12 protein-coding genes are annotated in these 11994 nt (G+C 69.8%); 6 read left to right on the forward strand and 6 right to left on the reverse strand.

The genetic code is table 11. The features are described from left to right. Positions 1-142 precede the first annotated feature (142 nt). The 4 genes from EIZ62_RS05845 (at position 143) to EIZ62_RS05860 (ending at position 4213) form a co-directional block, all read left to right on the forward strand. Positions 143-1600: a catalase gene (locus tag EIZ62_RS05845; protein ID WP_156691651.1), complete on the forward strand. Its 1458-nt coding sequence runs from the start codon at positions 143-145 to the stop codon at positions 1598-1600. Positions 1601-2768: 1168 nt separating this feature from the next. Further along, positions 2769-2978 carry a hypothetical protein gene (locus EIZ62_RS05850; protein ID WP_156691652.1) on the forward strand — a complete coding sequence of 70 codons (210 nt, stop codon included), beginning with the start codon at positions 2769-2771 and terminating at the stop codon, positions 2976-2978. 152 nt (positions 2979-3130) lie between these two features. Next, positions 3131-3667 (forward strand): hypothetical protein, encoded by a 537-nt coding sequence (locus tag EIZ62_RS05855; protein WP_244375486.1) that lies wholly within the window; start codon positions 3131-3133, stop codon positions 3665-3667. Positions 3668-3892: 225 nt separating this feature from the next. Beyond that, positions 3893-4213 (forward strand): coiled-coil domain-containing protein, encoded by a 321-nt coding sequence (locus EIZ62_RS05860; RefSeq protein ID WP_244375488.1) that lies wholly within the window; start codon positions 3893-3895, stop codon positions 4211-4213. 112 nt (positions 4214-4325) lie between these two features. On the opposite strand, the gene EIZ62_RS05865 is transcribed toward EIZ62_RS05860, so the two are convergent. The 4 genes from EIZ62_RS05865 to EIZ62_RS05880 all read right to left on the reverse strand — a co-directional run bounded on the left by EIZ62_RS05865 (position 4326) and on the right by EIZ62_RS05880 (position 9288). Continuing rightward, a complete protein-coding gene (locus EIZ62_RS05865) occupies positions 4326-5513 on the reverse strand; it encodes a hypothetical protein (protein WP_244375490.1) in 1188 nt (395 codons plus the stop codon). An 82-nt stretch (positions 5514-5595) separates the two neighbouring features. Continuing rightward, complete coding sequence (locus EIZ62_RS05870; protein WP_156691654.1) at positions 5596-6453, reverse strand: hypothetical protein; 858 nt, start codon at positions 6451-6453, stop codon at positions 5596-5598. 578 nt (positions 6454-7031) lie between these two features. Beyond that, positions 7032-8204 (reverse strand): heparin lyase I family protein, encoded by a 1173-nt coding sequence (locus EIZ62_RS05875; protein WP_167536341.1) that lies wholly within the window; start codon positions 8202-8204, stop codon positions 7032-7034. Between the two features lie 256 nt (positions 8205-8460). After that, on the reverse strand, positions 8461-9288 hold the full coding sequence (locus tag EIZ62_RS05880) for an alpha/beta fold hydrolase (RefSeq protein WP_156691656.1): 828 nt from the start codon (positions 9286-9288) through the stop codon (positions 8461-8463). Between the two features lie 162 nt (positions 9289-9450). Here EIZ62_RS05880 and EIZ62_RS05885 point away from each other — a divergent pair, with 162 nt between their 5' ends. Next, positions 9451-9906 (forward strand): MarR family transcriptional regulator, encoded by a 456-nt coding sequence (locus EIZ62_RS05885; RefSeq protein WP_156691657.1) that lies wholly within the window; start codon positions 9451-9453, stop codon positions 9904-9906. Between the two features lie 3 nt (positions 9907-9909). Here the strand turns inward: EIZ62_RS05885 and EIZ62_RS31890 are convergent, their stop codons facing one another. Then, positions 9910-10071: a hypothetical protein gene (locus EIZ62_RS31890; protein ID WP_167536342.1), complete on the reverse strand. Its 162-nt coding sequence runs from the start codon at positions 10069-10071 to the stop codon at positions 9910-9912. Between the two features lie 189 nt (positions 10072-10260). Continuing rightward, positions 10261-10953 carry an endonuclease VII domain-containing protein gene (locus EIZ62_RS05890; protein ID WP_208827780.1) on the reverse strand — a complete coding sequence of 231 codons (693 nt, stop codon included), beginning with the start codon at positions 10951-10953 and terminating at the stop codon, positions 10261-10263. Positions 10954-11027: 74 nt separating this feature from the next. Here EIZ62_RS05890 and EIZ62_RS32345 point away from each other — a divergent pair, with 74 nt between their 5' ends. Further along, positions 11028-11921, forward strand: coding sequence for a peptidoglycan recognition protein family protein (locus EIZ62_RS32345; RefSeq protein WP_244375492.1), 894 nt, complete (start codon positions 11028-11030; stop codon positions 11919-11921). Positions 11922-11994 lie beyond the last annotated feature (73 nt).

Consider the following 11994-nt stretch of genomic DNA (forward strand, 5'->3'; position numbering starts at 1 on the left):
CTGACACCTGTCCTGTCGCGCCCAGGCGGCGGCGCCGTCCGGAACACCCCTTCTTCACTTTCAACAAACTGTTGACGTGAGCTCGGAGGCGTACTTACGCTCCTCGCACCGCCAGCAGCCCCGTACGTATCGGAAGGTCACGATGTCGAAGCGCGTGCTTACGACCGAGTCCGGCGCCCCCGTCGCCGACAACCAGAACTCCGCCACCGCCGGCGTCGGTGGCCCGCTCCTCCTCCAGGACCAGCACCTGCTGGAGAAGCTCGCCCGCTTCAACCGTGAGCGCATCCCGGAGCGTGTCGTGCACGCCCGTGGGTCCGGTGCGTACGGCTACTTCGAGGTCACCGACGACGTCACCGCCTACACCAAGGCGAACTTCCTCGGCGAGGTCGGCAGGCGTACGGAGCTGTTCCTCCGCTTCTCGACCGTCGCCGACTCCCTCGGCGGCGCGGACGCGGTCCGCGACCCGCGCGGTTTCGCGGTGAAGTTCTACACCGAAGAGGGCAACTACGACCTCGTCGGCAACAACACCCCGGTGTTCTTCATCAAGGACCCGATCAAGTTCCCCGACTTCATCCACTCCCAGAAGCGCGACCCGTTCACGGGCAAGCAGGAGCCGGACAACGTCTGGGACTTCTGGGCGCACGCCCCCGAGGCGACGCACCAGATCACCTGGCTCATGGGCGACCGCGGCATCCCCGCCTCGTACCGCCACATGAACGGCTACGGCTCGCACACCTACCAGTGGACCAACGAGGCGGGCGAGGCCTTCTTCGTCAAGTACCACTTCAAGACGAACCAGGGCATCCGCTCCCTGTCGTCCGAGCAGGCCGCCGAGGTCGTCGGCAAGGACGCCAACTCGCACCAGACGGACCTGCTCCAGGCCATCGAGCGCGGTGTGAACCCCTCCTGGACCCTGTACGTGCAGATCATGCCGGCGGCCGAGGCGGCGGACTACCGCTTCAACCCGTTCGACCTCACCAAGGTCTGGCCGCACGCCGACTACCCGCTCCAGCGCGTGGGCCGCCTGGTCCTCGACCGCAACCCGGACAACGTCTTCGCCGAGGTCGAGCAGGCCGCGTTCTCGCCGAACAACTTCGTCCCCGGCATCGGCCCCTCCCCGGACAAGATGCTCCAGGGCCGCCTCTTCGCCTACGCGGACGCCCACCGCTACCGCCTCGGTGTGAACCACACCCAGCTCCCGGTGAACGCCCCGAAGGCCACGGTGGCGGACAACTACGGCCGTGACGGTCTCATGGCCACGCGCTACGGCTCGCGCCACGACAAGAACTACGAGCCCAACTCGTACTCCGGCCCGGCGCAGACCGACGCGGCGCTCTCCGCCCCGCTCGCCGTCAGCGGCCACACCGGCACCCACGCGGCCCCGGCCCACGTGAAGGACGACGACTTCTTCCAGGCGGGCGAGCTGTACCGCCTGATGTCGGAGGAGGAGAAGTCCCGCCTCGTCGCGAACATCGCCGGCGGCCTGTCCCAGGTCTCCCGCGAGGACGTCATCGAGAAGAACCTCGCCCACTTCCACGCCGCCGACCCGGACTACGGCAAGCGCGTCGAGGAAGCGGTCCGCGCCCTGCGCGAGGACTGATCCCAGGGGCGAACCCAGACCGCGTACGGCTCCTGACGGGAGGTCGGCAGCCGTACGCAGTCCGCACCGCGGGCCCGGATGAGGGGTGGTCAGCGGTACGGACAGCGTGAGGACCGCGGCGGCGAGCGTGCCAGTGCGGTGGTAAGGAATCCCGGCCACCTTCTTGACCTGAAGGAAGGCCCGGCCGGAACTCCGTCGCCGCCGCCGCGGTCCCAACGCCACACCTCCCCCTCCAGACCCCCGTCCGGCGGCGCGAACGTCCTGTCGCGCCAGCCTCGCACCGTCGGACGGTCACCACTGCACACCGGGCGACCGGGCAACAGGCCAGAGCGCGGAGTTGGGGTTTACGGTCCCCCAACTCCGCGCTCTTCTGCGTGCGTCTGACGTGCAGCATTCCCACTTCGTCATCAGGGAACCCCGTTCGTGTGGGGACACGATGGGATGTGCTCACGTGTTTCCCGGCCTGTCGTGCTCCGGCACACCGACCGTACGGCCAGGTACACCCGGCGACCATCGGCAATCCCACCGCAGACGATGTGCACCGGAGGTACGGGCGGAAGAGAGCGGCGACCGAGACCAGCCCTCCGCTCACTCGTCGTCGCCCTTCTTCGGCCGGTGTTCTCCCGAGCCGGTGTAGCCGCGGAGCACGACCTGCACGGTGCTGGGGCCAGGGCATTCGTCGCCCGCCGCACTTCCTCCTCGCCCATCCCGGCCCTTGCAGCATCGGTGGGCCGCCTGCCAGGACTGTTGGGGCCCCTGCGGTCATGAGCTGCGGGGAACGGGCCCGGGTGCACCGGAGCGACACCCCGCCCGCCCCTCCGGCCCAGGTCGGCGCCCCTGGCGACAGTTGGTGTTGCAGGTCAGGAGCCGCACCACGACACAACGGCGTGGCGGAAGGCCTCGGAGACGGGTTGCGTGTAGAGCACCAGGGTGCCGGTGGACGGATCGCCCACGACCCCGTCACCACCACCGCGCACACTCACTGACCCCGGGGCGGCCGTCCCGGCCCCATCCCACATGGGAGACGGGAGCGCCATCATGGCACCCGCGAAGAAGACCATGCCCCTGAGCGAATCCCGCGACCGGAATGAGCAGAGCAAGGCCGCCCGATCCGCCGAGAAGAACCAGCCCACGACGCACCCGAGCAGAAGAAGGGAAGATGGGCCACATGAACCAGCACAAGAGCTTCGAGGAACGGCGACCGGCCACGATCGAATGGGTCCGGGCCAACGGGCTCGACCCGGACGCCATCGGCGAGGACGTTCAGGTCGTTGCCGGCAGGTTCATCCGCTACCAGCCGGTGGTGACAGCTAACGACGGATCGAAGTCCCTGGGTGAGCCGCGCCTCATCCCCATGAAGGTGGCACCCACGCCCTGACCGCCGCATCGAGACCGGCGCCGCCGCGCGTCCCTCCGACGCGGCGCGTCCTCTTTCGTGTCCGGATCCCGCGAACCCCTCACACCCGCCCATCCACCAGCGGTACGTTCACCATCCCCCACACCACCGCCGCACCGCCCGAGGGGACCACCGTGAACCAGCCTCCGCCGCAGTACCCTGGCCAGTACGCCCCATACCCGCCGCCCCTGCCGCCGAAGAAGGGCATGGGCGCCGGCGCGATCGTCGCCATCACCCTCGGCAGCGTCGTCGGCGTCATCGTGCTCCTCGGCATCGTCGGCGCCCTGGCCGGCAGCGGCAGCGACACCGGCAGGAAGGACGTCACCGCCGTGAAGAGCAGCACGCCGGACGCCAAGCCCGCCGAGCAGCCGGCCGCAGCCCCTGAAGAGCAGTCGCAGACGGACCAGTTCAAGGCGTTCGTGGTCAAGGAGGGGACGGCTGCGGAGAAGGCCGCCGCCCAGCACGTGACCCGCGTCCAGGGAGCCGACGAGCAGAACAACGTCCTGGACTCCGCCGAGATCCACACCGACTACACCGGCGGTCTCCTCGGCCCGCACGGCGGGGACGGCAAGCTCCTCGCGAGCATCTTCGCCGAGTGGAAGACATCAAAGAACGGTCTCGTCACCGTGTACGACGGCCAGGGGCAGATCCTCGCGAACGGCAACTTCTGATGACCGACTTCCAGTGGGCCATCGCCTGGACCGTCGTCATCACCGGCCTGGTCGTCGCCGCGCTGTACGGGATGTCCATCGGCGCGGACCTCGGCGGCCTGCTCAGCTGACCGAACTGCGCCCGCAGGTGCGTCTGGCCGAATCAGAACCCGATCCGGCTTGCCCGGACACAGACGAAACTCCCGAAGGCCCCGCCACCCTGTGGGGCCTTCGTCATGTCCGGAGGTGATCACGTGGGCGGCAACCAGTTCACGCACCCCGTCACCGAAGAGACCCGCGAACGAGTCCGCGCGCTGCACGCCGGAGGATGCGGCCGGAACGAGAGAGTCCGAGGCGAACGGCATCCCGCCCGCGTTCCAACACCTGCACGCCCGCGCCATCGACGCCGAAGTCGCCGCCCAGGCCTTGCGAGAGGACAACGACCGGCTTCGCGAGCGCGTCGCCGTCTATGCCCAGGTCATCCACGAACTCCGGACCGAGCTGGACAGGCGCACCGACAGCACCACCCACCGCAGCCCCGTCCGGCGCCTGCCGACCAGGGTCTGAAGGGCGAGGCGACATGGCTGTTGAGCGCGTCCTGTGAACGAGTCTTGTAGTCGACCCGTCCTGCCAGCTCCCCGCTCGGCTTCAGTCTCCTCCGCCGTCACGCCAGGCAGTTTCAGCTCAGCAGAGGATTGCCCCTGAGGTTCGCTTCCCCGCACGGCCAGGGGCCCTCGGCCAGCGGCCCCAGCGGTGTACGGAAGACCAGGACCTCGTTGTCCAGGGAGACGACGACACTGCCTTCGCTCAGCAGTAGCGCACGACTGATTACCGCTCGGCTGTCATCCATGGCGAACAGCTCGTGTCCGGCGAGATCCGTGTCCACAGCGAGCAGCTTGCCGTCTCGCCAGAACACCGTGGTTCCCTCGCAGTCCATCGCGGGGTAGGACGTGTAGTAACCCGTCAGTGGCGGCCCGTCCACAAGGCTGTTGTCCGGTGCGAGCCGCCGGAAGCGTGATCGCGAAGGCAGGCTGTTTTCGAGCTCCGGGCCGCAGAAGCCGCCGTTCTTGTCGACGAGCATTGCCCCATGGCTGGCCCAGCGCGCGGTTTCGACACCGTCCCGGCCGAAACGGCCGGTCGTGAAGGCACCGTAACCCTGGGATCCGAGCAGGAACTGGCCAGGGCCAGCTATCGCCTTTCGGCCTGTGGGCGCGGGAGCGGTGACCGAGATGATCGCGCCACTGTCCAGGTCGAGGAAGAACGTCCTTCCGATGCCACCCCGTGTGTCGGTGAAACTGGCTGCGATTCTGTCGGCCGATACGAGCAGTGGCTCCCAGTGATCAATGCCGATCTCCTCCGGGACCCAAGGCCTACGCGGCCGGATCTCCCATCCGGTCCGGTCTCCTGTCTCCACCACACCTGGGAACGAGACCGCACCGAGCGCAATCGGCGTGGACCAGAGGCACTCCCCTTCTCTCGTGTACCGGGCCACGCGAGGCTCCGGTACAGAGGTGGGTCGGCTTCGTTCCCTACGGACCATGCGGGAGCCGCTGACCCAGGAAATGACGAACCCGTCGTCGAGGAGGACGAATGCGCCGATCTCCTCATCGGCGCGGCACTCCGGGCGGGCGGTGGGCCCCGTGGAACCGTCCGGCAGAACACTTTCCAGGAGCTGACCGTCGCGGTCTGGGTAGGCGAGCCACAGCGCGCCGTCCGTGGCCAGACGGGATTGCGGCTTGCCTGTCCCAGGGTAGGTCCGCCGCCACTCCACCGTGCCTGAAAGGTCGACCCTCGTGATGACGGTCGCCAGCGGATTCGGGCCGTAGCCGGTCACGGTCAGTGGCCCGGAGGGGTCGGATGTGGCCACAGCCCGGACCTGGCCCGGCACGGTGAAACGCGATGAGAGGGGCATGCGTCCGCATCTTGCCGCATGTCTCTCCTTTCGGGGCTCAGCTGCTGAGGTCAACCACGCCCCACGCGGTGAACGGCTCAGCCTGGACGTAGATCCTGCTTCCTCGGCTGACGGCGCGGCGGCGGCCGGGCAGGTGGCCGTCGGGCAGGGTGAGCAGGCCCACGTCCGTTGGCTCGACGGATGCTTCGGTGAGCTCTCCGCGGGTGAGCCGGTCCACCTCTTCGCCGTAGCCGCCGTAAAAGGCGACCCGCTCGCCGTGGATGGCGACTGCCTTGGCGCCCCGTACCTGGTTCGGCCACACCCTCACGGGCCGGTCGGGGCGTATTTCGACGAGCGGGAAGTCGGTGTACGTGCACGCCCAGGCGGTGGTGCCCGACACGTTCAGGGCGTAGCAGTCGAAGAGGCCAGGGATGCTTGCGCCGTCGGACGTCCAGTAGATGTGGCCTGTGGGGCTCCAGCGGCGGATTCCGGCCGGGTTTTCGTCGAAGTGTCCAACCCAGATGTGGCCGGCCTCGTCCACGAGCATGTGCTCGATGGCGTCCCCGACGGAGAAGGAGGAGGTTCCGCGGCCGAGCGCGTCGAAGACCTGGACCTGGTCCGCGTCCTCGTACCGGCGGGCGCGGGATGCTGCGACGACGAACCCGCCGTCAGGCAGGCGGTCCAGGTGCGGCCAGCGGGCCCGCACGGCGCTCAGCTCGGTGAGTTCGACGTCGCCGCCCGGATGTACGGAGACGACCAGCGCGTCGAAGGGCAGGGCATCGCCGCCGGGCTGCGGAGCGCGGTCGGCAAGCAGCCAGTGGGCGGTGCCGAAGACGTCGACGGTGCTGGTCAGGACATGGTGGGTGTGGTGCGCTCGGGGCAGGTGGGCATAGGGAACGAGGGCAGTCTTCTGCACGGGCGGGCTCTCCTGGGTGGGCGGTCACGGCGTTCGGGCGCTGCGGTGAGCGGCGGCGGTGCACGAGCGGTGGAGAGCGAAGCGGGCCGCCTAGAAGGCATGGCCCTTTCCGGTGGTCATGAGGTGATCATCGTCGATGCGTGGCCCCCGTGCCAAACCCTTTCGGTCCAGCGCTCACCCCGTCTGCAACCCCACCCGCTCACGCTCGACGGGGGCCAACCCGCCCGCCAACTCGACTACCCAGCGCGACAAGTCCAGTGCTCATTGGACAGATGCCAGTGCACGTCGCACGTCCCTAAACCGGCTTGGCGTGGGGAGCTACAGACGACCCGTGATCGATTGATGTTCGGCAACAACTCGGCATAGGCGAGAGAATCGAGCAACGACTTCGGCGGTGGTGAGCCGCCGCGGTCTTCCTCGTACTCCTCGTTGTCAGTGGTGCCCCCTACCGTGGAACACGTCCTTACCCGCGCTGCTGGCTGCTGCGTGCTGTGGACCGTTCGGCCCCGCCCGGAACAGCGCCCGGACGGGGCCGGTCGTCCGTCCGCCCTCGGGCCGCCTGCCAGGGGGCGGGGCTCTCAGAGGACGAGCGGGCGGGCCTCGGTGATGCTGGCCCAGTCGTTCTCGGGGTTCGCCCAGAACGAGATCCTGAGGTGGCGGACGTCCAGGGAGCCGGTGGTGAACAGCACGGTCTCCGGTGCCGTGGTCGTTCCGGAGCTCCGGCCCTCCCACACCTTCGTGTACGAGACGCCGTCGGCCGACGCGTGGAGGGCGTAGTCGTTCCACCGGAGGTCGCCGCGGTGCCAGGCCACCGACGCGCCGCACAGCCGGCGGACCGCACCGGTGTCCAGGGTCAGCGCCGCGCCGAAGCCCTGTCCGGACCAGCGGGTGGTCAGGTCACCGTCGACGGCGTGGGCCGGCGGGTTGACCGGCTCGTGCGTCGTGGCGGACGTCGCGGTCACCGCCGCCGTGCGCGTACAGCCGCGCTGGGGCGACACGTCCCCGTAGGCGGCGCGTTCGTCCCCGAGGCGCAGGGCGTCGTGGTGCAGCACCCGCTGGGTGACGCTGGAGGGGGCGCCGGTGTTCCAGTCCCACTTGTAGATGCCGAACTTGAAGTAGGGGGACCGCGGGCCGCCACCGTGGGTCGCGCCCGTGCGGTGGACGACACGCTCGCCGTCCTTCCACACCTGCAGCAGGCCCGCGCTGTCCGTACGCCAGGTCACGTGGAAGACCCAGTCGACCCAGGCCCCGGCGGTGTACGGGCCCAGGTCGATGAACTGGCCACGGAAGTCGATCTTCCAGCGCCCTTCGTCCGTGAGCAGCGCCAGCGGCGGCGATCCACCCGGGCAGCCGACGTCACACTGGTGCCACTGGCTCACGATCTCGGCCGACGTGTCGTGGGCCCACGTCGACGCCAGTTGTGTGCTGAAGCCGTACCACCGCTCCGCGTTCGCGGGCTGCTCGTCGCGCTGGGAGATCTCCGCCCGCTTGCTGCCGGAGACGACCGGGTCGGACTTGCGCAGCTCGAAGCGGACCGCGTACGAGCCGTCGCGGGTGGCACCGGTGGTGTTCGTCGCCCCGTACGCCGTCGCCCACTGCTTGGTGAACTGGGGCGGCGCGGCGGTGGGCAGCGTCCGGTCGGCCGGCTGTTCCCAGTCGAGGACGCGTTGCACTCCCGCCGGGTCGGCCGCGGCCGGCTGTGCCGGTGCCAGGGCCAGTCCCCCGACCAGGACCGTCGAGGTGGCCGCCATGAGCCCCGTCCGTGTTCTGCGGAACCATCGTTTCATTGCCCGTACCCCCCTGGGACGTCTGCTGTCACTGGGTGCACCCGCCGCGTGCGGGCACCGGGTGCGGGCGCGACTCTTCCCGCCGCCGGGGGGACGGACAAGGCGACGGCCGCGGCGCACGGGAGCACAACGGGCATCCACGCCGCACCACCGACCAATGGCCCACGCCGGCCGACTGCGACCGCCGTACCCGTTCCCCGCACGGTGACGTCCGGCGGTGTCAACGGAGGAAGTCGGTCAGGCGGTCGTTGAGCCGCTCCGGCTCGGTGAGGGGCAGGGAGTGGTGGGTGGCTCCGGTCAGTACGGCCACCTCGCCCCGGGGAAGCGCCCGTCGGGCCCGGTCGGCGACGGTGGCGGTGTGGTGGGCACGGCTGTGCTCCGCGAGCAGGACCAGCACCGGCATGCGGAGTCCGGCGACCTGGGGGCGGCGGCCGGCGATGAGCCTGCGGCCGGGGACGGTGGCGGCCAGCGCGTAGAGCCGCTGCCAGGTCTCGTCCGGGTGGAGGCCCGCCGTCTCCCAGGCCAGGAAGGCGCGGGCACGGGCTTCGGTCGGGCGTATCAGGGTCGGCAGGGCGCGCAGCAGGTAGCCGGGGCGGAACCCGGCGAAGACCTGGGTGGGATCGACGAGGGCGAGACGGTCGACCCGCCCTGGCGCGTGCAGCGCGTACCTCGCGGCCAGCCAGGCGCCGTACGAGTGCCCGCACAGGTGCGTGCGGTCGAGCCCGAGCCCGTCCAGCAACGCGTCCAGCCAGGCCGTCAGGTCGTCGGCGTTCCTCAGCGGTCTGCCACTGCGCTCGGTGCGGCCGGCGTCGCCCAGCAGGTCCACCGCATGGACTCGATGGCGGTCACCGAGAGCGGGTGCGTTGGCGAACCACACCAGGCCGGTGGCCGAGCCGCCGGGGAGCAGCACGAGCGGATGGCCGTCCGCCGGGCCGTGCACATGGACGCGGGTGCGCCCGTACGGCGTGGTGACGTCGCGTTCTTCGGTGGACTCGGGCCAGCGGGCGCGGAGTTGGTCGTAGGCAAGGTCGAAGGCGGACAGGTCCACGGCATGCCTCTCACTCGGATCGCAGCTCGCTCAGATCGCAGCTCGGTCGGCTCGCTCGGTTCGCTCGGCTCACCATGGTCACTCGGCTCGTTCAGCGAGTCTCTCGTTCAGCGAGATACTATGCGGTCGGAGCCTGTGAACGCGAGGGCGGAGGGAGGGCGCATGGACGACCGGAGTCCGGCGATGGGACTGGTGCACCTGCTGCGGGCGGTGACGGTGGAGTTCGACCTGCTCGGCGCCGAGTTCGCGGCACGCAACGGGCTGCACCCCACCGATGTCCGCGCCCTGATCCACCTGCTGGACGCGGCACGGGCCGGCACCCCCGCCACGCCCGGGTGGCTCGGCGGGCAACTGCGCCTGAACTCGGCCGGAACCACCGCCCTGGTGGACCGGCTGGAGCGGCTCGGACTGGTCCGGCGCAGCAGGGACACCTCCGACCGGCGCCGCGTACTGCTGGAGGTGGAGGAGAAGGCCACGGCACTGGGGTGGGCCTTCTTCGGGCCGGTGATCGGCGAGGTCGTGACGGTCGCGGAAGGTTTCGAGCAGGGCGAGTTGGAGACGGTACGCCGCTTCCTGACCTCGGTGCGGGAGGCCACCGCGCGCGTGCGCTCGGTCTGAGCCCTACCCGGAGGAGGGGTTGATCAGCTTGTCCAGCGTCCTCCTCACCGCCTCGTACGCCGCTGCCGCCATCTCGTCCTGCGCCTCCTGCTCCTGCCGGCGCGCCCAGTCCCGGGTGACCCGGATGCGACGGAGCAGTTCGTCCGCGTCCACAACGTCTGCCATAGGGAACGGATACCCAGATTCCGCGCCACCGTGCATGGGTGGTGATTACTGACCGTGGGTATCACCTGACTGGACGTGCACGAGGTGTGCATGCGTCAGGAGCTCCGGGAAGGGGGGCCCATGGCGTGGTATCCCGCTGCGACGCGCATGGAGTTACGGCAGTGTCGACCAGGGACGCCCCTCGCCCGGTCACCGTCGGTCGTGGCGTTCGAGGTAGGCTGCTGCGGCACGCAGGAGCTCCGGGCTGTCGCGGAACTGCCCCAGCCCGTGGTTGCACGCGCTGCAGACCAGGCCACGGACGCACGTCCCGCAGGTTCTGGCGGCAGCCGGGCAGCAACCGTGATCGTGGTCGACGGGCAGAGCGAAGCCATTGCCGTCGGGCTGCCCGCAGATGGCGCACGCCCCTCCTTGGCTCGCCAGCATCTCCGTGTACCGATCAGGGGTCAGGCGGTACAGCACCTTGCGTTGCACTTCCCGTGCGCAGCTCCGGCAGTTCCCCTGCAAGCCGTCCTTGGCCCTGCCGTTGCGGTTGAACGTGTCTGGGGGAAGCCAGCGCCGGCAGGTACGACACTGCTTCTCGCCGCGCGAGTTCCGGTCGTGCGGCTTCGCGGTCCGCCGGTCCGGCAGGGCGGTCAGCTCACGCCCTGCGCCACGCTGCCAGTTGTGGCTCGCGCACAAGCCCTTGCTGATGTACTTCCGCGTGCAGCCGGGGAATTCGCACCGCCGGGCCTCGGCCGCCGTACTGACATGTACGCGATGCGCCGCTCCTGGGCCGGTGTCCCCGTGGCGCTGCCAACGCTGGTAGTGCATGGAGCACCATCCCCGGGCCACTACGCGCACACGGCGGCCGCAACCCTCGACCTTGCAGGTGAGTTCGTTCATTCCGATGTCCCCCGAAAGGACGTTCCCGAGTCAAAGGAGGCACCCTGATGGCCTGGTGCCCGTTCGCGAGGAAAATGGAGCTGCAGCCTGAGAGCGATCAGCAACCCGCTATCAGGCCAACCCAGTTCATCCTGCACAGCCTAGCCGCGCCCTGGACCGCGCAGAGAATATACGAGTACTGGCAGACCAGTTCGCTCGAGTCCCACTTCGGCCTGGGGTACGGGGGCGACCTCGGCCAGTACATCGGTACGGAGACCCGCGCGGACGCCAACTACCAGGCGAACAGGCGCCCCGACGGCACCGGGGCGGTGTCCATCGAGACGGCGTCCAACCTGCAGCACACCGATCCGTGGACGGCCGACCAGGTCGAGCAGCTGATCCGGCTCGGGGTGTGGCTGCACCAGCGGCACGGCATCCCGCTGCGGATCTGCCGCAGTGCCTCCGACCCGGGTTACGGCTATCACCGGCTGCACGCCGCCTGGTCGAGCGGCGGCACGGCCTGCCCCGGGGACGCCCGGGTGCGCCAGTTCAGGAACGTCGTCTTCCCGGGAATCGTCGCCCGGGCGAACGGCCAGTCAGAGGAGGACCCCATGCCGACCGTCATCAACGAGACCCAGGAGGGCGGCCCGTCACTGGTGGCCAACACGTACAAGCAGTTGGCCATGGCCAATGACGCCGCGCTGCTCCAGGGCGCGTGCGCGTACTCCGCGACCACGTACGCCACGGTCAAGGGCCAGGCCGGGACGCGCGTCACCATGCGCTTCTACGACGACCACACGGGCACCAAGCACCGCTCCTACGACCTGCCCATCGACTGCGGCACCATCGGCCCGGACGGCGTGCTGAACGTCGCCGTCACCCGCAACGGTGTCCTGGACGCCCGTGAGGTGTTAAGGGTGGAGATCAAGGCCGACCGCGCCGCCACGGTCACCTGGCGGGTGCTGCGTGCCCTGCGCTGGTCCTCCTGAGCGGGCCGCGCCGCCCGGCGCCGGTGCGCCGCCATGGGGAAGGCCCCCGTCCCGGTTCCCCGGGCGGGGGCCT

Origin of the sequence: Streptomyces ficellus (assembly GCF_009739905.1) — a bacterium.
Taxonomy (GTDB): Bacteria; Actinomycetota; Actinomycetes; order Streptomycetales; family Streptomycetaceae; genus Streptomyces; species Streptomyces ficellus_A.

What these genes read in the sequence shown, in the direction of transcription:
- EIZ62_RS32345 (WP_244375492.1), top strand. Translation starts at nt 11,028, where the DNA reads ATGGAGCTGCAGCCTGAGAGCGATCAGCAACCCGCTATCAGGCCAACC.
- EIZ62_RS05890 (WP_208827780.1), bottom strand. Translation starts at nt 10,953, where the DNA reads ATGAACGAACTCACCTGCAAGGTCGAGGGTTGCGGCCGCCGTGTGCGC.
- EIZ62_RS05875 (WP_167536341.1), bottom strand. Translation starts at nt 8,204, where the DNA reads ATGGCGGCCACCTCGACGGTCCTGGTCGGGGGACTGGCCCTGGCACCG.
- EIZ62_RS05885 (WP_156691657.1), top strand. Translation starts at nt 9,451, where the DNA reads ATGGACGACCGGAGTCCGGCGATGGGACTGGTGCACCTGCTGCGGGCG.
- EIZ62_RS05845 (WP_156691651.1), top strand. Translation starts at nt 143, where the DNA reads ATGTCGAAGCGCGTGCTTACGACCGAGTCCGGCGCCCCCGTCGCCGAC.
- EIZ62_RS31890 (WP_167536342.1), bottom strand. Translation starts at nt 10,071, where the DNA reads ATGGCAGACGTTGTGGACGCGGACGAACTGCTCCGTCGCATCCGGGTC.
- EIZ62_RS05850 (WP_156691652.1), top strand. Translation starts at nt 2,769, where the DNA reads ATGAACCAGCACAAGAGCTTCGAGGAACGGCGACCGGCCACGATCGAA.